The 20,053-nt window shown below is 65.2% G+C and carries 16 protein-coding genes; 9 read left to right on the top strand and 7 right to left on the bottom strand.

Annotated features, from left to right (window positions below; genetic code table 11):
• Positions 1-40: 40 nt before the first annotated feature.
• A complete protein-coding gene (locus tag FHW97_RS06330) occupies positions 41-301 on the top strand; it encodes a hypothetical protein (protein ID WP_062784780.1) in 261 nt (86 codons plus the stop codon).
• Between the two features lie 799 nt (positions 302-1,100).
• On the opposite strand, the gene FHW97_RS06325 is transcribed toward FHW97_RS06330, so the two are convergent.
• The 4 genes from FHW97_RS06325 to FHW97_RS06310 form a co-directional block, all read right to left on the bottom strand.
• Positions 1,101-1,805, bottom strand: coding sequence for a hypothetical protein (locus tag FHW97_RS06325; RefSeq protein ID WP_171798414.1), 705 nt, complete (start codon positions 1,803-1,805; stop codon positions 1,101-1,103).
• 83 nt (positions 1,806-1,888) lie between these two features.
• Positions 1,889-4,141, bottom strand: a complete 2,253-nt coding sequence (locus FHW97_RS06320) for a CHASE2 domain-containing protein (RefSeq protein ID WP_370525328.1) — start codon at positions 4,139-4,141, stop codon at positions 1,889-1,891.
• Entirely contained in the window at positions 4,138-5,526 is a 1,389-nt protein-coding gene (locus tag FHW97_RS06315) for a FecR domain-containing protein (protein WP_253941626.1), read from the bottom strand. Before FHW97_RS06315 ends, FHW97_RS06320 begins: the two co-directional genes overlap by 4 nt.
• The gene (locus FHW97_RS06310; RefSeq protein ID WP_171798413.1) at positions 5,495-6,181 is read right to left on the bottom strand and encodes a response regulator transcription factor; all 687 of its coding nucleotides are present in this window, start codon (positions 6,179-6,181) and stop codon (positions 5,495-5,497) included. Before FHW97_RS06310 ends, FHW97_RS06315 begins: the two co-directional genes overlap by 32 nt.
• 236 nt (positions 6,182-6,417) lie before the next feature.
• On the opposite strand from FHW97_RS06310, the gene FHW97_RS06305 reads away from it, so the two are divergent.
• Positions 6,418-7,896 carry a sensor histidine kinase gene (locus tag FHW97_RS06305; protein ID WP_171798412.1) on the top strand — a complete coding sequence of 493 codons (1,479 nt, stop codon included), beginning with the start codon at positions 6,418-6,420 and terminating at the stop codon, positions 7,894-7,896.
• A gap of 18 nt (positions 7,897-7,914) precedes the next feature.
• Here FHW97_RS06305 and FHW97_RS06300 read toward each other — a convergent pair whose 3' ends face one another.
• Both FHW97_RS06300 and FHW97_RS06295 read right to left on the bottom strand, forming a co-directional pair.
• On the bottom strand, positions 7,915-8,289 hold the full coding sequence (locus FHW97_RS06300) for a DUF3459 domain-containing protein (protein WP_171798411.1): 375 nt from the start codon (positions 8,287-8,289) through the stop codon (positions 7,915-7,917).
• A 305-nt stretch (positions 8,290-8,594) separates the two neighbouring features.
• Positions 8,595-9,284 (bottom strand): TetR/AcrR family transcriptional regulator, encoded by a 690-nt coding sequence (locus FHW97_RS06295; protein WP_171795946.1) that lies wholly within the window; start codon positions 9,282-9,284, stop codon positions 8,595-8,597.
• A 107-nt stretch (positions 9,285-9,391) separates the two neighbouring features.
• On the opposite strand from FHW97_RS06295, the gene FHW97_RS06290 reads away from it, so the two are divergent.
• From FHW97_RS06290 to FHW97_RS06275, 4 genes are all read left to right on the top strand, one after another.
• The gene (locus tag FHW97_RS06290; RefSeq protein WP_171792208.1) at positions 9,392-10,570 is read left to right on the top strand and encodes an efflux RND transporter periplasmic adaptor subunit; all 1,179 of its coding nucleotides are present in this window, start codon (positions 9,392-9,394) and stop codon (positions 10,568-10,570) included.
• Positions 10,571-10,576: 6 nt separating this feature from the next.
• A complete protein-coding gene (locus tag FHW97_RS06285; RefSeq protein WP_022676747.1) occupies positions 10,577-13,747 on the top strand; it encodes an efflux RND transporter permease subunit in 3,171 nt (1,056 codons plus the stop codon).
• A gap of 5 nt (positions 13,748-13,752) precedes the next feature.
• Entirely contained in the window at positions 13,753-15,186 is a 1,434-nt protein-coding gene (locus FHW97_RS06280) for an efflux transporter outer membrane subunit (RefSeq protein ID WP_171798410.1), read from the top strand.
• Between the two features lie 80 nt (positions 15,187-15,266).
• Positions 15,267-15,536: a hypothetical protein gene (locus FHW97_RS06275; protein WP_054131276.1), complete on the top strand. Its 270-nt coding sequence runs from the start codon at positions 15,267-15,269 to the stop codon at positions 15,534-15,536.
• An 80-nt stretch (positions 15,537-15,616) separates the two neighbouring features.
• On the opposite strand, the gene FHW97_RS06270 is transcribed toward FHW97_RS06275, so the two are convergent.
• Positions 15,617-16,705 (bottom strand): Gfo/Idh/MocA family protein, encoded by a 1,089-nt coding sequence (locus tag FHW97_RS06270; protein ID WP_171798409.1) that lies wholly within the window; start codon positions 16,703-16,705, stop codon positions 15,617-15,619.
• A 30-nt stretch (positions 16,706-16,735) separates the two neighbouring features.
• Between FHW97_RS06270 and FHW97_RS06265 the strand changes: the two genes are divergently transcribed.
• From FHW97_RS06265 to FHW97_RS06255, 3 genes are all read left to right on the top strand, one after another.
• A complete protein-coding gene (locus FHW97_RS06265) occupies positions 16,736-17,644 on the top strand; it encodes an aldo/keto reductase family oxidoreductase (protein WP_062784786.1) in 909 nt (302 codons plus the stop codon).
• Positions 17,641-18,702 carry an LLM class flavin-dependent oxidoreductase gene (locus FHW97_RS06260; RefSeq protein ID WP_370525330.1) on the top strand — a complete coding sequence of 354 codons (1,062 nt, stop codon included), beginning with the start codon at positions 17,641-17,643 and terminating at the stop codon, positions 18,700-18,702. The genes FHW97_RS06265 and FHW97_RS06260 overlap by 4 nt, the downstream gene beginning before the upstream one ends.
• Before the next feature lie 79 nt (positions 18,703-18,781).
• Positions 18,782-20,041, top strand: a complete 1,260-nt coding sequence (locus tag FHW97_RS06255; protein WP_171798407.1) for an MFS transporter — start codon at positions 18,782-18,784, stop codon at positions 20,039-20,041.
• Positions 20,042-20,053 lie beyond the last annotated feature (12 nt).

The raw sequence follows: 20,053 nt of genomic DNA, 5'->3' as shown, positions 1-20,053 counted from the left end.
GGTTGCGGTGGCGCGCAGCTTTCGGCACAAGGCCGCCGCGATGAAGAAGAAACGCCGCTATCTCACTGCCACGATGCCCGATGGCTACGTCAAGACGATCGGCCCGACCACCGACAGCTTTACCCATTACTGGCGGATCGTGGCGGAGCTGGAAAACGGCAAGACCGAGGTATTCTGGGGCCACACCCGATCCTTGGCCGAGGCGCGCCGCAAGGAGGCCCCGACGCGCGAGGCAGCACGCATGCGCGGCTGGAAAAGCCACAGGTTCGAGATTGCCGAACTGGTGGAAACACCGGCCTGAACGGCCACGCTGGCGCAGCGCTCATCCAAACTGCTCCTGATCGGATGATGTTCGCGGCCAAATGATCCGAAATTGACATTCCTTTACAAGCGCGGGCCGGGCCGATGTGCGATGGCAATCGGAGGGGATGGATCGGGGTATCGGTAGTGTCTACAAGCATGCACAGCACAGATTGGCACGGCACGGATTGGCGTAGCACAGGGTGGGCACACGCCCGCGCGGACGAAGCCCAGGCATCGCGCGCGAAAGCACCCAATGGCCGAAAGCTGGCCTATATTGTCGTGCTCAACACTGCGCTGTGGGGCGCCATGCTCGTGGCAGCCTGGCTCGTGGCGCACGGCTGACACAAGGCGACAAGCACTGCCTGTTGCCTTTCCACCGGATCAAGGCGCTGGTTTGCCAGATGTTTGCGTGACGGGCGATTCCAAGAACCTCGCCTGCACCAGTGCCGCCCCCCACGACGCAAGTCGGAGTTGCGAAAACAGCTAAGGTTAGTCTGCGGGCAAGGTGACATTGATCGGATGTGTCTGGACCGGGGCCACCCAGAACACCACCACGCTGACCAAGCCCAAAGCACCCCAGACGAATTTCGCGCCCGCAAATCAGCGATGGCGTTCGCCAAGCAGTATGCACTGGCGCCAAAAGCCGCAATGCTCCAGATCATCAAGGTCAACATGCTCTCGACGTAAAGCGTCTTGCCGTGACCGGCAATGTGTCAAGCCTGGACCCAATGCGGTAGCACTACATCTGCCTGGGAAAATCACGCTACCTTCGCCGCGTCCCAAATTCAGGCCTACAGCTATCGCGGTATCATCGCGGCGATGATATAGTTTGCCAGATTCCGCTGTGCCGGCGCGAGCCGCACCGCAAGCACGGTGGCGTTGTTGTCAGCATCCATCCACACCAGCCCCCTGATGGGGTCCGCCGATGGACGTAGGCGCGTCATGGTGCCAAGGCCTTCGCGACGGGCGGGGGTTTCGAACGTCACATAATTCCGATTTATCCGCAGGATGCGATCATGCGGATAGGGGCCGAAAGGGGACTGGCGACGCGGCGCGATACCCTCCGCTATGACGGATTCCACGAAAGCCTTGCGATCGGGAAACAGGCGGGCCGCAATGCGCGCCGCTTCGAACCGGCCAGAGGTATCGCCCAGCGAGATGCTGACCTGGATCGCGGGCCCGATCAGTTTGGCCGAAAATGGATCGGCGCCAAGCCCCGTGGGAGAAAGCATCAGCACGGAACCGTTGGAGCCATAGAGTTCAAAACAGCGCCAGCCACGCGGCGCCAGAACGCCGCCGGTGGTATTGCTGGCATACCAGGCCAGCCGTGGCGCCAAAGACGCCGGGACCTTGGGGGCATGGCCATCATCATTCCTTGGCGCAGCCAGCGGTCCGGTTTGTCCATCTGATCGGCAGCCTACGAACGGCACCGGCAGGTCTTTTGCCAAGGCTGGCGTGCTGGCAGCCGTGATTGCTATCGCCAGCATAATCGCCAACCGCATGAACGCCTCCACCCTATGCGAATTCGCCCGAAGGCCTTGCCGCGGTCAACGCTAACACCGGCAATGGGCCGGGGTCCAGCCGCTCAATCCTTGATCGGCAGGGCCAGCGTGAACGTCGTGCCCTTGCCCGGCTCGGTCTCGCAGGAAATCACGCCGTGGTGGCGCACCATCACGGTGTGTACGAAGCTGAGGCCAAGGCCCGCGCCGCTGGTCTTGGGCCCCAGCCCTACCGGGCCACGGGCAAATCGTTCGAACATGCGTGCGCGCAGATCTTCATCCATGCCGCAGCCCTGATCGGCGATCGTGCACAGACCCCAAGCGCTGCCGTCGGCACGGACCTGGCGTGTCAGCGTGCAGGTGATGGTGGTGCCATCGGGACTGTATTTGATGGCATTGCCGATAACGTTGCCCAGCGCGCGCGTCAGCAGGGATCGCTCCCCCATCACCAGCATCTGCTCGTCGCCGTGGGTAACGATCTCGATCGCCTTGGCGCGCGATTGCGGCCAGAGATCATCGATCGCGTCGATCAGCATGTCGCCCAGATCGACCTCTTCCAGCGTGTACTCAAGGTATTCCGCGCGGGCGAGTTGCACGAAACCATCGGCCAGGCGCAGTGTGCGCTCGGCATAATGGCGGATGGCACTGGCTTCTACCGGAGCGATGCGATCGGCCGGCGCGGTTTCCAGCACCGCCAGGATGGAGGCCTGAGGCGAGCGCATGTCGTGCGTCAGGAGTTGCACCACGTCGTCACGCTGGCGCTGTGCGGCCTTGGACTCGCTGATGTCGACAAAGCGGATGATCCAGCCGGCACGCTGGCCATCGGCCTGCGTCTGCGGGGCCATGCCCACCAGGTAGAAATGCGCCTGATCGCGCTGTACTTCGTGTGTCGCAGGCTCTTCCGCTTCCGGCGGGAATGGCACCGGGTTGCCGCTGCCAACCAGGCGCACCGCCGATAGCAGGGCCTGGGCCTGGGTAGCGCCGGGAATAATGGCATGCCCAAAGGTGGTGAACAGGCGATGGGCGGCGGCGTTGGCCATCACGATGCGCCCGGGCAGATCGGCCACCAATGTGGCATCGGGCAACTGGTCCAGGCGATCGGCCACGAAGTGCTGCATCTCGCGGTTGCGGGCGATGGCCGCATGCAACAGCGCGATGGTGCCGGCGACACCGTGCCTGACCGACCCCACCAAGGCCACGCGGGGCAGTATCGATGGCTCTTGCTCAAGCCGCAACAACTGGACGCGCATGAACTGCTCGATCACGGCAAGCTGCCGCCAGCCCCACAGGGGATAGGCAACGGCAAGCCCGGCGAGCGCCGCCCCGGGCGGCAACCACAAGCGCCACACCAAGAGGCACAGCGCCGCGATCGCGACCACCACGCCAGCGCAAAGAGCAAAGACCACCATGGCCGGCATCCGTCGCCATGGGCCCAAACCGATCATCAGCACCAGAAGTGGCATCAGCCCCAGGCCAATCCGCGCAGGCATGCCGGCCGGGCGGATCATCGTGCGGCTGATCAGGCCATTCACCAGATTGGCTTCGATCTCCAGGCCAGACATGACACTGCCGGTGGGTGTGGGATAGCGGCTGCCGAGCCCCGTGGCAGTGGCGCCGACCAGAACCACCCGATCCCGCAGCAGTTCGGGCGGTACTTGCCCGGCCAGCACGGCCGCGGCCGAAACACCCGGCCAGTGCCCGCCGCCAGCGCCGAACGGAATCAGGCGCGCGCCCACCGGCATCGCAAGATGATCAGCGGGTGTTGCCGGGCTGGCGGCAGCCAACGCGGCCAAGGCCATGAGGTGCTGCGCCGGCCCGGCAGCAACCGTAGCGGACCGCACCACACCATCGGCGTCAGGATCGATCGTGGCATAGCCGATGCCGCTTGCGGCCTGACGCACGGGCGCGATCGGCAGCACAGGCGTCGCGGCCACACCGGAAAGACCGGGCGCGGGCGGCACCATCGGCAGGAAGATCGGCCGGGCTGCGGCGATCGAGCCGGCCAGCAGTGCATCGACGGCCGGATCGCCCGGTTCGGTAAACAGCACGTCATAGGCAATCGCGCGCGGCTGCCCTGCCTTGATCCGGTCTATCAGCGCGGCATGGATGCCCCGGTTCCAGGGCCAGCGCCCCAGCCGCGCAATGCTGTCATCGTCGATTTCAACCATCAGCACCGACTGCCCCGGCGCCGGCGCGCCCAGTTGCAGCAGGCGATCATAGAATGCATTGTCGAGCCGCAGCATCGTGCGATCGGCAGTCAGCACGATGACCAGCACGCTTGCCGCCAGCAGGATCAGCCACCACTGCGTGCGCAGTTTCAGCTGATGGCCCAAGCTCACCAGGATGCCTCGATCCGCACGTCCAGATAATCGGTCCAGCGGGACACGGTATGCCCGTCGATGATCTCGTCCATCAGCACGCGCCAGCGATAGCGGCCCGGCGCCAGAGCTAGGCCGACCAAAGCGTGGCTGGATAGACCAGGCCGGTCGATCGTCGGACGGTCTTCACGGCCAGGCTTGGCCAACTGGAAGCGGAAGGTGGCGCGGCTTTCATGCGCCGGGTCCCAGTGGAACACATACTGGCGCACCGGGCCATTCCAGCTTTCTTCCACCGACAGGCGCAGGCTGTTTTCCAGCCGCCGCTCGAATTCGGCGAGCGCCGGCTTGCCTTCCAGCCCATGGCCATCGATCGCGGTAGCGCGGACGAAATAGCGTCCATCGGGCAGACCCGCCAATTGCGCCGAAGATCCGGCCACGACGGTTTCATCCAGCACTTTGAGGAACTGGGCATCGGCCGCCAGTTGCAGGTGATAGGCCCGCGCGCCCGGCAAGGCCTGCCAGGAAAAGCGCAGATCCGCTCCGGTTTGCGGGGCTGCCGCATCAGCCAGCAGCGGCGGCGGCAACAGCGCGATCGGCTCATCCAGATCGCTCGCGGAACCAAAGCCGGCAGGCAGCACCTGCGCGCTGCGCCCCTGGGGATCGAACCCGACCTTACCTTCCAGCACCTCGCTCGTCGCACGGTGCGCATCGGCGTCGTAGCTCATGCGGAAACGGGTGCCGCGCACCGAGGTGACGGCGCCGGGCGTGGCGAACTGAAACGTGCTGGCCGGATCGGTCATCGGCGTGACAGCGGCGCTCGCCCGGCCCCGCTCGATCGCGAACAGGCGCTCCACATGCCGATCCAGCACCACCTTGCGCAGGCGGCGCACCCGCACGGCCGATTGCGATGGCAGCGCGATGCTCGTATCATCGGGCAGTGTGACGGTGACGAACGAGCGCTGCCCGGTTTCGAGCAGCATGCCCTCGGTCACTGGCATGCCATTGGCCGCCGGCCGGCCATCGATGCGCACCGCGCCGCGCCAGCTCAACACAGTGCCGCGCACCGCTTCCTGCTTGAGCAGCACGCGCGGTATCAACAGGGTCTTGCCAATGGGCAGGCGCAGCGGATCGGCCACGTGGTTGAGCTGCTGGACCGTGCGATAGGTCTCGGGCCGAATCAGATAGTCGCTGGCGAGGCGGAACAGGTTGTCACCGGGCCGCACGAGGTAGCGCACCATGTCACCCGGGGCGGGCGTCAACAACGCATTGTCGGGCGCCGATGCAGCATGCGTGGCGCAAGGCGCCAGGAACGCCGCCAGCGACAGCGACTGCGCAAGCGCGAGCGCAAGCGCAAGGCGTGGCCGGGCCACGGCGTCAGCCAGCCAGCGCTTCAAGGCGATATCCATAGGCATAGATCGGCACCAGCTTGAAGCCATTGCCGGGCCGCAGGTTGAGCTTGGTGCGGATGTTGGAGATATGCGCATCCAGCGTGCGCGTGGGCAGATCGGGATTGCGGCCCCACAGCGCCTCGAAGATATAGGCGCGCGACAAGGCGCGGTGCATGTTGCGGAAGAGCAGGAGCGCCAGCGCAAATTCCTTGGCCGTGAGGGCAACCGGCTGCCCCTCCAGCTCCACCGTATCGGCGCGCGTGTCGAACTTGTAGGGGCCAAACTGTTCGACCATGGGGCTGGTCGAAGGATAGGCGCGGCGCACCAGGGCGTTGACCCGCGCCTTGAGCACGGCCGGCGCCACTGGCTTGATCACATAATCGTCTGCGCCGGCAGAAAGCCCGGCCACGATGTCTTCCTCGGCCGAGCGGCTGGTGAGCATGAGTGCGGGCGGCGGCACTTCCAGGTTGCCGCGTGTCCATTCGATGATGGCAAGCCCGGTCATGCCGGGCACGTTCCAGTCGAGAATCAGCAGATCGTAGGTGGTCCGATGCAGGGCGCGCGTCAGCACCTGCCCGTCGCCGAACACCTCGCAACTGTGCCCCGCCTCGGCCAGGGTCATTTCCACCAACCCGGCCAAGGCCACGTCATCTTCCAAAATCGCTATGCGCACGGCGGCCCTTCTGCGCCCGCAATTCCCAGGCGACCAACCGCCTCCTTAGCAATGCCTGCGCGCAAAGCGAGATAGCGCAAAATCCCTTTGCAATGTTTTACAGCATGCCCGAAAGCTGAAGTCGGCAGACAAAGCCGATCTGGTGTTTTATCACCCGGAACGACATCTGCAAAACCGTCTGCACAGCGGCAGATTCATCGCTGCGGGACCGCCGTGCACAATGTTGAGGAAACGGCATGGATCGCCCGCACACGCCAACTGACGCAGCCTTTGAACCGATCGACGAGATCACCATCGTCGACGGCCGTCTGGGCGGGCTGATCGGCGCTGCACCCAATGCCTATGTGCTGTTCCAACCCGATCTGACGATCGCGGGTTGCAACGATGCTTATGTCGCGGCCGTGGGGCGCCCGCGCGAAACCTTCGTCGGCCTGCCATTGTTCGAGGCTTTTCCGGCCGATCCGGACAGCGAAAGCTACCGCCTGCTGCGCAAGTCGCTCCATCGCGTGCAGCGCGCCCATGAAACCGATCACATTGCCTTCATCCCTTATGCCGTGGGCGATCCGGGGACAGTGCCGACAATGCGCTATTGGAGCGCGACGCACGTACCGATCATGAGCGCGGACGGCAGGTTGCGCTATATCCTGCAGCACACCGCCGACATCACCGCGCTGCTGACCCAAACCGCCGATACCGGCAGGGCCGCCATCCTCGAGGCAGGCATCCTGATGCGCGCCAACAAGGTGCAGGCCGAAATCGAGCGGATGCGCGACCTGTTCGATCAATCGCCAGGCTTCATCGCCATCCTGCGCGGGCCGGACCACGTGTTCGAAATCGCCAACGCGGCCTACAACCAGTTGGTCGGGCATCGACCGCTGTTGGGCCTCCCGCTGCGCGAGGCCTTGCCCGAAGTGGTGGAACAGGGGTTTGTCGACCTGGTAGACGGTGTTTACCGCACCGGGCAGCCCTATATCGGGCGCAGCGCGCTCGTCTCGCTGCAACTGGCGCCGGGCCTGCCGCCGGAAGAGCGCTATCTCGATTTCGCCTATCAGCCGCTGCGCGATGCCGCCGGCGCGGTGCACGGGGTTTTCGTGCAGGGCGTGGACGTGACCGAGCAGCAGCGCGCCGAACAGCGCATGGCCACAATCATGCGAGAAAGCGTGCACCGCATCAAGAACACGCTGGCCATGGCCCAGGCGGTGGTTTCCGCCACGCTGCGCGATGCGCATGACATGGTCACTGCACGCCGTGATATCCTGGCCCGGCTGAGCGTGCTGTCGGTAACGCAGCCGGCACTGATCGAAGGGCACTTGGCGCCGGCCGACGTGGCACTCACGGTGATGGCGGTGATGAAGCTGCATGTCGATCTGTTCGGCCGCATCACCATGGAGGGCCCCAGCGCCGAAATCGCGCCCGCTGCCGCACAGGGGCTGGCCCTGATCCTGCACGAGTTGGCGACCAACGCGATCAAGTATGGCGCGCTGTCATGCGACAGCGGCAATCTGTCTCTCACCTGGCAAACCATCCCGGCGGAAAACCGGGTCGAACTGTTGTGGCATGAAAGCGGCGGCCCAGCCGTGCGCCAGCCAGACCGCAAGGGCTTTGGCACCACGCTGATCGAACGCGCCCTGCCCCGCACCGGTGGCAACCGCGTGGACCTGTACTTTGCGCCGGCCGGCGTGCAGTGCCGGATCAGCCTGGCTCTGCGCGCCTGACGCAGCGGATGCGCCCGGCTATCTGACGCGGAACGCCACCAGGCGGGTGGCAAAGGGCGCCAGCACTGGATTGGCAAGATCAGCGCTGGCGTCGGGCTGGGTCGTCAGCAGCACGCGCCCATCGCTGGGCACGTGGCCGCCTGCCCACCCGGAAATGGCGAGGCGCTGTTGGGCAGCGCTCATGTTGAGCAAGACCAGCACGCCCTGGCCCGATCGATCGAGCCGGGCAAAAGCGACGACATCGGCGTTACCGGATTCGAGCGGAACATAGCTGCCCTCGCGCAAGGCAGGCAGATCCCTGCGCAGGGTGAGCAATTGCCGGTACCAATTCAGCATCGAATGCGGATCGGCCGACTGGGCGGCCACGTTGGTGGTGGCAGCAGCCCGAGCCACGGGCAACCAGGGCGATCCGGTCGTGAAGCCGCCGTCAGCCGCGCGATCGCATCATCGTGCACCCCATCGCCGAAGGCGGCGCGCCGCGACGGCAGGGACAAAGGCCAGCGTGCAAATCACCGTTCCCGCTGCCAGCGTGATGGCAAGAGCCCGGAGATGGTGATGCAACGATATCATGCGCGCGGTCTCCGCCAAGGCAACGACAGGAACGTGCCAGCGCCGGATCTTGCCGATTGCACAGCGCTCGCCATGAAACACAGCGTGGCACGGCGCGGCAGGCTATGCAATCGGTTGCAATTCCCCGATCAGGCGAGCTCGGTATTCCGTGCGGCGCTTGGCCGGCAGGCCACGCCGGCCACGGCAGCGGGCGCCCGGTCTGCACCGCGCAGCGCAAGGATCTGCGTCCGGAAAGAGGCAAAGGCCATCTCGGCCATGCGCCGCGCCTCGGCCTCGCCCCGGATGAGATCGTGCTGCATCAGACCCAGCGACAGCATCAGCAGCATGTCGGCCATACAGACACGGGCCGATGCCACGTCATCGCCAGGCAAGAGAACTTCGATCGCGCGGAGCAGGCCGGCGTGCACGGTGTTGTGGCAGCGCTTGAAGATTTCGGCCACCTTGGGATTGCGGGCAGACTCGGCCACGATTTCCGCGATCAGCACGTTGGGGCAATCGGGATCGGGAATCAGGAAATCGTGCAACCATTGCCACACTGCCGATTCGTCACGGAGGGCAACGCCCAGCACGATATCACCACGTTCCAAGAATTCGCCGGAGTCAGACGCCACGATCTCGGCGATGATCGCTTCCTTGGACGCGAAATCGCGATAGAGCTGGCCCACGGCCACGCCCGATTCCTTGGCAATCTGAGCCACGCCGGTTGCATGAAAACCGTTTTCTATAAATAGCTTACGCGCAGCAGCGGTAATCTTTTCCCGCCGCTGTGCCGCCTTGCCCCCCGCCCTGAGGCACACTGGCGCCTGATCCGTAGTCATAGCCTCTCTCTACCCAAAATTTCCTGCTTGACCACTGGCCCCCCGGCGCAGTAGCGCAAATTTGTGAGTGATCGTTCACTCTCATACACTGATCGGCAGGATTTTGCATGACATTTTTGCGACGCGTCACCCCGGCGCTGGCTTTGGCCCTTGCGGCATGCGGATCGCAACCCCCAGGCGCGGGTGGTCCCGGCGGGCCAGGCGGCGGCGCTGCGCCTGCCGTTTCGGTGGTGGCGGTGCAGGAACAGCCCCTGCCGATCACGGCCGAATTTCCGGGCCGGACGGTGGCCTACGAAACCTCGGACGTGCGGCCCCAGGTCAACGGCCTGATCCAGTCGCGCCTGTTCACCGAGGGTGATTTCGTGCGCGCCGGCCAGCCGCTTTATCGCATCGATCCCGCGCCCTATCAGGCCCAGGTGATGAGCGCGCGGGCAGCGCTGGCCAAGGCCCGCGCCGCGATCGCCTCGACCCAGGCCCAGGCGAGCCGCTATGGCGAACTGGTCAAGATCAACGCCATCGCCCGCCAGGACTATGACAACGCGGTGAGCACCGCCGGACAGGCCCGGGCCGATGTGGCGGCACAGGAAGCTGCCCTGCGGACCGCGCAGATCGACCTCGCGCGCACGACCATCACCGCGCCGATCAGCGGGCGCATCGGCCGCTCGCTCACCACCACGGGCGGGCTGGTTTCGGCCGCACAGGCCACCGCGCTCACCACGATCCAGCGCATCGATCCGGTCTATGTGGATATTCCCCAATCCAGCGCCGACCTGCTCAAGCTGCGCCGCCAGATCATGGACGGCAAGCTGACCAAGGACGGCAAGGCCAAGGTCCAGCTGATCCTGGAAGATGGCAGCACCTATCCGCTGCAAGGCGACCTCCTGTTCACCGACGTGACCGTGGACCAGGCGACCGGTTCGCAGGTGCTGCGCGCCGTGTTCCCCAATCCGCGCAGCCTGCTGCTGCCGGGCATGTTCGTTCGCGCCCGCCTGGTGCAGGGCACGGTGCAGAATGCCATGCTGGTGCCACAACAGGCGTTGACCCGCGATGAACATGGCAATGCCGTGGTCATGGTGGTTGGCGCGCAGAACAAGGTGGAAGCGCGCCCGGTGCAGACCGGCGGCACGCAGGGTGACAAGTGGATCGTTACCGGCGGGCTGCGCAGCGGTGACAAGGTGATCGTGGAAGGTGGCATGATGCTGCAGCCGGGGATGCCGGTGAATCCGCAGCCCTGGAACCCCAACGCCCCGGCCGGCGCAGCACCCAGCCAGGCAAAGGGAAAGTAATCCCGCATGTCACGCTTTTTCATCGACCGGCCCATCTTCGCATGGGTCATCGCGATCGTGCTGATGCTGGCCGGCGTTCTGGCTATCCGCACGCTGCCGATCTCGCAGTTTCCGGCAATTGCCCCACCGGCGGTGTCGATCACCGCCACCTATCCCGGGGCTGACGCCGAAACCCTGGAGAAGACCACCACCCAGATCATCGAGCAGCAGATGAAGGGGCTGGATCACCTACGGTATTTCTCGTCCTCGTCCTCCGCTGCGGGCACGGTGACGATCACCCTCACGTTCGAGCAGGGCACCAACCCTGATATCGCCCAGGTGCAGGTGCAGAACAAGCTGCAGGCGGCCACCCCGCTCCTGCCGCAGGAAGTGCAGCAGCAGGGCCTGCAAGTCGCCAAGGCGACGCAGAACTTCCTGATGTTCGTTGGCCTGTATTCGGAGAGCGGCAAGCGTTCCGGCGCGGACTTGGCCGACACCCTCGTTTCCAAGCTGCAGGATCCCCTGTCGCGCGTTTCGGGTGTGGGTGACACGCAGATATTCGGGTCGCAATACGCGATGCGCGTCTGGCTCGATCCGCTCAAGCTGAACCAGTACGCCCTGTCGGTCGCCGATGTCACGGCCGCGCTCAAGGCGCAGAACGCCCAGGTTTCGGCCGGCCAGATCGGCGCCCTGCCCGCACCGGGCACGCAGATGCTCAACGCGACCGTGGCGGTGCAATCGCGCCTGTCCACGCCAGAGGAATTCTCCAAGATCCGCCTCAAGATCGGCAGCGACGGCGCCGTGGTTCGCCTGGGCGACGTTGCCCGCGTCGAGGTTGGCGCGGAAAACTACGGCTTTGAATCCAAGTGGAATGGCAAGCCTGCCGCTGGTCTTGGGATCAAGCTGGCGCCTGGCGCCAACGCGCTGGACACCGTTGACGCCATCAAGGCACGCGTGAACGAGCTTTCCACGCAGTTCCCGTCTGACATCAAGGTCATCTACCCCTACGATACCACGCCGTTCGTCCGCCTTTCGGTGGAACAGGTCGTGCACACCCTGGTCGAGGCCGTGGTGCTGGTGTTCCTCGTGATGTTCCTGTTCCTGCAGAACTGGCGCGCCACGCTGATCCCCACAATCGCCGTTCCTGTCGTTCTGCTGGGCACCTTTGCCGTCATGGCGGCAGCGGGCTATTCGATCAACACGCTCACGCTGTTCGGGATGGTCCTGGCCATCGGCCTCTTGGTCGACGACGCGATCGTGGTGGTCGAAAACGTCGAGCGCCTGATCGTGACCGAGCACCTCAGTCCGATCGACGCGGCGCGCAAATCGATGAACGAGATTTCCGGCGCGCTGATCGGCATCGCCATGGTGCTGGCGGCCGTGTTCCTGCCGATGGCGTTCTTCGGCGGATCGACCGGGGTGATCTATCGCCAGTTCTCGATCACGATCGTGTCGGCCATGGCGCTTTCCGTGCTCGTCGCCTTGGTGCTGACGCCCGCGCTGTGCGCCGCCATTCTCAAGCCGCACAAGCCCAATGAGCAGGAAAGCAATGGGCCGCTGGCCCGTTTCTTCCGCTGGTTCAACGAAAAATTCGATGCCGGCCAAGAACGCTATGAACGCAGCGTGCGCTCCACCGCGCGCAACTGGAAACGTTCGATGGTGGTCTATGCCCTGATCGTGGGCGGGTTGGCGCTATTGTTCGTGCGGCTGCCCGGCGGGTTCCTTCCCGATGAAGACCAGGGCATGGTCATCGCTCTGGTCCAAGGCCCAGCCGGCTCTACCGCCGCGCGCACGGAAAAGGGCCTCACCGTGATCCGTGACCACTTCACCAAGCAGGAAAGCGCCAACATTGCCGGCGTGTTCACGGTGAACGGTTTCAGTTTCGCGGGATCGGGCCAGAACAGCGGCCTGGCGTTCGTGCCGCTCAAGCCGTGGAGCGAACGCTCTGGCAAGGCCAACGCGGCCCAGTCGATCGCCGGGCGCGCCATGGGCGCGTTTGCCGCCTATCGCGACGGGCTGATCTTCGCGATCACCCCGCCCGCCGTGCAGGAACTGGGCAATGCCACCGGGTTCGACCTGCAGTTGGTGGACCAGGCCGGACTGGGGCATGCCCGGTTGCTGCAAATTCGCAACATGATGTTGGGCATGGCGATGCAGGACAAGAGCATGGTCGGCGTACGCCCCAACTCGCTCGACGATGCGCCGCAGCTCAAGGTGACGGTGGATCAGGAAAAGGCGGGTGCGCTCGGCCTCGATCTGTCCACGATCAATAGCACGATCGCCACGGCCTGGGGCGGCAGCTACGTCAACGACTTCGTTGATCGCGGCCGTGTAAAGCGGGTCTATGTCCAGGCCGATGCGCCCTATCGCATGGCGCCCGAAGACATGGACAAGCTGTTCGTGCGATCCAGCAACGGCAGCATGACGCCCTTCAGCGCCTTTTCCACGATCTCGTGGGAAAAGGGGCCGGTGCAGCTCACCCGCTACAACGGCCTGCCCTCGATGGAAATTCTCGGCGCACCGGCACCGGGCGTCGCCACCGGCAGCGCCATGGCCGCGATGGAGGCGATCCACGCCAAGCTGCCCCCCGGCACCGCGCTGGAATGGACCGGCCTTTCCTATGAAGAACGGCTTTCGGGTGGGCAGGCGCCGGCGCTTTATGGCCTGTCGCTGCTGATCGTGTTCCTGTGCCTTGCCGCGCTGTATGAAAGCTGGTCGGTTCCTCTGTCCGTCATCATGGTTGTGCCGCTGGGCGTGATCGGCGCGGTGCTGGCAGCCACGCTGACGGGGCTCAACAACGATATCTACCTTCAGGTGGGCCTGATCACCACCATCGGGGTGTCGGCCAAGAACGCGATCCTGATCGTGGAATTTGCCGAAGAGCGCATGCGCGACGGCATGGGCGCGTTCGACGCGGCGATCAGTGCCGCCCGGCTGCGCCTGCGACCGATCCTGATGACCAGCCTTGCCTTCATCTTCGGCGTGCTGCCCCTGGCAGTGGCGACCGGGGCTGGTGCTGGCGGCCAGAATGCCATCGGTCGTGCCGTCGTGGGCGGCATGCTCTCCGCAACGGTGCTGGCGATCTTCCTTGTGCCGATGTTCTTCGTGGTGGTCTTCAACCTCTTCACGCGGCGCAAGCAGGCCGATCAAACCCATACCCAAGACGACGAGGGCGCGTCCGCGCCCCAGGGAGTCTGACTGTCGTGACCAAATCCCAAACCGTGCTCGCGGCCGTGCTGCCTGCCCTGCTCTTGTCGGGCTGCAACCTGGCGCCGCGCTATGCCCGGCCGGCGCCGGCCGTGCCGCCGGCCCTGCCCCAGGGCCAAGACGTCTATCCAGCGGCTGACGCTGCCCAGACGCAAGACCTGGCCCGGATCGGCTGGCGCGAATTCTTTCGCGACGATCGCCTGCGCCAGGTGATCGAGCTGGGCCTGGCCAACAACCAGGACCTGCGCCTGGCCGTGGCCAATGTGCAGGCGGCGCGCGCGCAATATCGCTCGCAACGCGCCAACGTGTTCCCGGCGATCAGCGCCAGCGGATCGGGCACTTACACCAACACCGCGTCCTTTGCCGCCAGCGCTGGTGGCGCGGCCAGCGCGGGCCCGGCCGACATCCAGTATTTCACTGGCAACGTCGGGCTGTCTTCGTTCGAGATCGACCTATTCGGACGCCTGCGCAACCTTTCCAAGGCAGCGCAGGAGCAGTACCTGGCCAGCGAGGAAGGGCGGCGCGCCACGCGCGTCACCCTGATCGGTGAAATCGCCGCGGCCTGGCTGACGCTGGGCGCGGATCGCGATCAGCTGGCCACGTCCGAACGCACGCTCAAGGCCTACGCGCAAAGCCTGGACCTGACCAAGGCGCAGTTCCGCATTGGCGTGACCTCTGCCCTGGAAATGCAGCAGGCGGAAACCAGCTATCAATCGGCGCGCAATGACATTGCCGTGCTGCAAACCCAGGTGGCGCAGGATCTCAACGCGCTGCAGCTGCTGACCGGTGCGCCTGTGCCCACCGAGTTGCAACCGCAGGGGCTGGGAACCGAACCGGCAACGATCGATGCTCTTCCGGGCAATCTTGGTTCCGACGTGCTGCTGCGCCGGCCCGACGTGCTCCAGGCCGAGCACCAGTTAATCGCGCAGAACGCCAATATCGGCGCGGCGCGGGCCGCGTTCTTCCCGCGCATATCGCTTACCGCCACGATCGGCACGATCAGTTCGACGCTGAGCAACCTGTTCTCGTCGGGAACGGGAACCTACACCGTCTCGCCCTCAGCCAGCCTGCCGCTGTTCAATTTCGGGCAGAACCAGGCCAATCTCGATTATGCCAAGGCATCACGCGATGCGGCGGTGGCGACCTATCAGAAAACCATCCAGACCGCATTCCGCGAGGTTTCCGATGCGCTGGCCCAGCGCGGCACGATCGACGAACAGATGGCGGCGCAAACCGCCCGGGTTCAGGCCGCCCAGCAGGCGGCGATGCTGTCTGACGCGCGGTTCCGCGCCGGGGTGGAATCGTTCCTCACCGCCCTTGATTCGCAGCGTAGCGCCTATGCCGCGCAGCAGCAGTTGGTGACCACGCGCCTGGCCCGGGCCAACAACCTGGTGACGCTCTATCGCACCTTGGGAGGCGGCCTCGATTGAATCGCTTGCCAAAGCGCCAGACCAGAATAGTATCTGTTGCATAACATATATGCGGAAGAGGTCTGGCGATGAACGAAGGCATGCGTGACGGCGTAACCGATGCGGGCGATGAAAGCCTGATCATCCTCGAATCGCTGCTGTGTCTGATGCGGGAAAAGAATCTGCTGAGCCGCAGCGATATCGAGCTGCTGTGCGAAAAGGTGGAGCGTCGTGCCACCGGCACCAGCCGCAATCCTTTGCCGTGCAACAATGGCAGCGCGACTGAGGCTGTCAGCTACCTGCGCCGTCTTTCTGCCTATCTTGGTCAGCGCTATGGCGGCAAGCACATGCGCCGCGGCGCCGCCAACTGATCCACCAACCAGTGCCGGGCGGCAGAGTGTCCGCCGCCCGGCCTGGGTTGTTTTCCTTCACGCCCTCACTGCTGGGCCCATCAACCCAGCACTTCCGCCATGTCCACCGCGCGGTGCTCACGCGCGCTGATCTCGGCCGCCGTGCCGATGGCCACGGCCATGAGCCCGTCATGGGCCGTCACCAACACATCTCCTTCACCCCGCACCGCGCGCGCAAACGCCGCGTGCTGGTAATAGGTCGATCCGTGGTGTGATCCGGCCGCCAGTGCGGTTTCATCCACCGCCACGTGCCGGCGTTCCACCGCCTTTGGCCCCGGCCAGGGCACGCGCGGAGACCACACCAGGTCTCCGGGCGGGATCAACACATCCAGCCGGCCCTTGTCGCCCGTCGCGCTCATTTCTTCCTGGTGTTCGGCCCCTTCGGCAAACATGCACAGGTCCAGCATCGCGCGGGTGCCATTGGCAAAGTCCACCGTGGTAAAGCTGTTATCAATGATATCGGGCCGTGCACCGTCATAGCGCTCGTCCACGTGGTTCACGTCCATGGCGCCCGAGCAATAGACCCGCACCGGCTCGCTCTGCGTGATCAGCCGCATCAGATCGAAGAAGTGGCAGCATTTTTCGACCATGGTGCCGCCGGTCTTGGCCGAAAAGCGGTTCCAGTCGCGCACCTTGACCAGGAACGGGAAGCGGTGCTCGCGAATCGAGAGCATATGCAGCGCGCCCACCTGGCCGGCGTGGATGGCATCGATGAACGCGGCAGCGGGCGGCATGAAGCGGTATTCCATGCCGGTCCAGAACGGGGCGCCGCGCGCGGCTGCCTGCTCCACCACCCAGCGCGCATCGGCCATCGTGGTACACAGCGGCTTTTCGCACAGGATCGCCACGTTGCTGGCGAGCAGCGGCTCCAACACGGCGCGGTGGGTAAAATTGGGCGACGCCACAACGACGGCATCGATTCCGCCCCCGGCCACCAGGCTGGCGGCATCGGCATGCACGGCCACATCCTGGCCCGCATCGCCCAGCGCGGCCCGCGCCCATTCGATCGAGGTTGCTTCGGGATCAGCGATGGCGACGATTTCGGCATCGGGCAACAGCTTGATATTGTGGATATGCTCCACCCCCATCATGCCGGTGCCGACCAAGCCGTAACGCAGTTTCTCTACCATCACCAAGCTCCTTGTGCCATGGCGCTCTCCATGACGAACCTCAGCCTAAAGACCGAACCCGTCGCGCTCGGCAAGAGCGGACTTGCCGTTTTCCCGATTGCCTGGGGCATGTGGCGGCTGGCCAGCCCCGACGGCAACGATGATCTGGGCGCCATTGCCGATCGCGTGGAAGCCGCGCTGGATGCGGGCGTAACCCTGTTCGATACCGCCGATATCTATGGCTGCGATGCGCCGGTGGGCTTTGGCGGGGCCGAAGGCCTGTTCGGCAAGGCGCTGGCAGCCAATCCGCATTGGCGCGAGCGCATGGTCATCGCCACCAAGGGCGGCATCTGGCTGGGCAAGCCCTATGATTCGACGCTCGCCTATCTGCGCAGCGCGATCGATGCCTCGCTGGCGCGGCTTGGGCTGCCCAGCGTTGACCTTTACCAGATCCACCGGCGCGACTTCCTCACCCATCCGCGCGAAGTGGCCGACGCGCTGGTCGAGATGGTCGAGGCAGGCAAGGTCAAGCACGTGGGCGTGTCGAACTACAGCCCGGCCGAGGTTGCGGCATTGCAGGCCTTCCTGCCCTTCCCGCTGGTGTCGACCCAGCCGGAGTATTCCGCCGCGCGGTTTGCGCCGCTGTACGATGGCACGCTGGACCAGGCGATGGAACGCGAGATGGCCGTGCTGGCCTGGTCGCCGCTGGGCGGCGGCAGGCTGACCGATGCCAATCATCCGGTGGGCGCATTGCTGGCCAAGCAGGGCGCGGCCTATGGCACCGACGCCAGCGCGGCGGCATTGAGCTGGATCATGGCGCATCCGGCGCGGATCGTGCCCATCGTCGGTTCGCAGCAACCCGCCCGCATTGCCGCGCTGCGCGACGCATTCAAGGTCGAATGGACGCGCGGCGAATGGTACGCGGTGCTGGAAGCATCGCGCGGAGAATCCATGCCGTGACCCAAAATTCCTGTGAAATCAGCTGGTTTTCCGCGCTTTGCGATGACGACTATGAATATCTTGGGCAAAGCGACCCGGCGCTGCAATCAAGCTGGGAGCATTGCCGCAATATCGTGCTGGGTGCCGAAGAGGGCGGGTTTGACAATATCCTGCTGCCCTCGGGTTATGCCCTGGGCCTCGATACCACGGCTTTTGCCGCCGCGATCGCCACGCAGGTGCGGCGTATCAAGCTGCTGATGGCGGTGCGGGTCGGCGAAATGTGGCCAGCGCAACTGGCACGCCAGATCGCCACGATCGACCAGATCCTGGGCGGGCGACTGACGGTCAACATCATTTCCAGCGACCTGCCGGGCGAAACGCTCGACGGGGCGTCGCGCTATGAACGCACCGACGAGGCGATCGCCATCCTGCGCACCCTGCTCGCCGGGCAGGCACTCGATCACCAAGGCCGGTTCTGGAACCTCAAGCTCGACGCGCCACGCATGCTGCAGGCCGCGCCGCGCGTGCCGGCGCTCTATTTCGGTGGCCTGTCTGAACCGGCGCGCGAAACCGCCGCCAAGGGCTGCGATGTCTATCTGATGTGGCCCGACCGCATGGAGGCTGTGAAAGACATCGTCACTGATATGAAAGCCCGCGCGGCGCGGCATGGCCGCACCATCCGCTGCGGCTATCGGGTGCACGTGGTGGTGCGCGAGACGGAAAGCGAGGCCCGCGCCGCCGCCGATCGCCTGCTGAGCAAGCTGGACGCCGCGCAAGGCGCAGCGATCCGCGCCAAGTCGCTCGATTCCCAATCGGTGGGTGTGCAGGCGCAGGCCGCCCTGCGCAAGGCAGCCGCTAGCGATGGCTATGTCGAAGACAATCTGTGGACCGGTATCGGGCGCGCCCGATCAGGCTGCGGCGCGGCGATCGTGGGTGATCCTGACCAGGTTCTCGCCAAGCTCAACGCTTATCGCGCGGCGGGGATCGAGGCGTTCGTGCTGTCGGGCTATCCCCATGCGCGCGAGGCGGATCTGTTTGCTCGCCACGTCTTGCCGCATATCGACCACGCACCGTTTTAATCTCTACTGCAAAAGTTGAACTTTCTGGCACTCCCTTGCCGCACCCCGTAACAGGCATGGCAAAGGAGTGCCGCCACAGATGACTGCCCTGCTCAGCCCCCGCCGCCGCCAGCTGCTGTTTGCGCTGGCCCTGACGGCGGGGATTCTCAATCTGGTCGATCGCCAGATTATCGCGGTGCTCAAGCCTACCATCGCCGCCGACCTGCATTGGAGCGACGACGATTACGGCACGCTGGCGGCGCTGTTCCAGACCGGTGCGGCGTTCGGCTTTCTTGCGGCGGGCTGGCTGGTCGATCGGCTTGGCGTGCGACGGGCCAATGCCTTTGGCGTGGCGGCCTGGTCGCTTGCCGCGATGACGCATGGCTGGGCACGCAGCTTTTCCGCCTTCATAGCCTGCCGCATCAGCCTTGGCGCGAGCGAGGCGATGGGCACCCCGGCCGGCATCAAGACGATGGCGGCGATCTTTTCGCCCGAGCAGCGCTCGACCGGCATCGGCCTGTCCAACGCGATCAACTCGATCGGCGCGATCCTGGCGCCACTGGCGATTCCGATCGTTGCAGCGATCTGGGGCTGGCGCGCAGCCTTTGTCATGGCCGGCGCGCTGGGCCTGGTCTGGGCGCTCGCCTGGTGGCTGGCCACGCGCGGCATCGATTTTGCCGATACGCCGATGGCCAAGGCGCAAGATCATTATGGCACCAGGCCGGTGTGGCGGGAGCGGCGCACCTGGATCATCGCCGGTGCCAAGGTGCTGTCTGATGCCACCTGGTTCCTGATGCTGTTCTGGATGCCGGACTATTTCCACCGCGCGTTTGGGCTGGCCGGCACCGAACTCGGCCCGCCGCTGGCCCTCGCCTATGCGGGCGCGGCAGTCGGATCGGTCTTGGCCGGCACGCTGTCGAGCCGCTGGATCGGCGCCGGCCAGTCGATCGACCGCGTGCGCAAGCGCGTGATGCTGGCCTCTGCCCTGGTGGTCACGCCGGTGCCGCTGGCCTTGCTGGCCCCCAGCGCGTGGAGCGCCGCGGCGGTGCTGGCACTGGCGCTGGCCGGACACCAGGGATTTTCCACCAGCCTGTTTGGCCTGATCGCCGATGTCACCCCGCGCGCACGCGTGGGCCGCGTCACTGGTTTTTCCGCGTTTTGTGGGAATATGGGCGGCACCGCGATCACCAAGATTGCCGGCCTCACCCTGGCGGCCGGGCTGGGCTATGGCCCGCTCTTTGCCTTTGCCGCCGTCTCTTACCTCTTGGCGTTGGGGCTGATCAGGCTGGGCATGCCGCGCATCGTCGCGGTGGAGGAAGGGACCGAAGGAAGCGCCATGGGCATGGCGTTGGGGCACTAAAGAAAAACTTTC

This window comes from Novosphingobium sp. SG754 (assembly GCF_013149315.1).
GTDB classification, from domain to species: Bacteria; Pseudomonadota; Alphaproteobacteria; order Sphingomonadales; family Sphingomonadaceae; genus Novosphingobium; species Novosphingobium capsulatum.
This window is presented reverse-complemented; position numbering and strand designations above follow the sequence as displayed.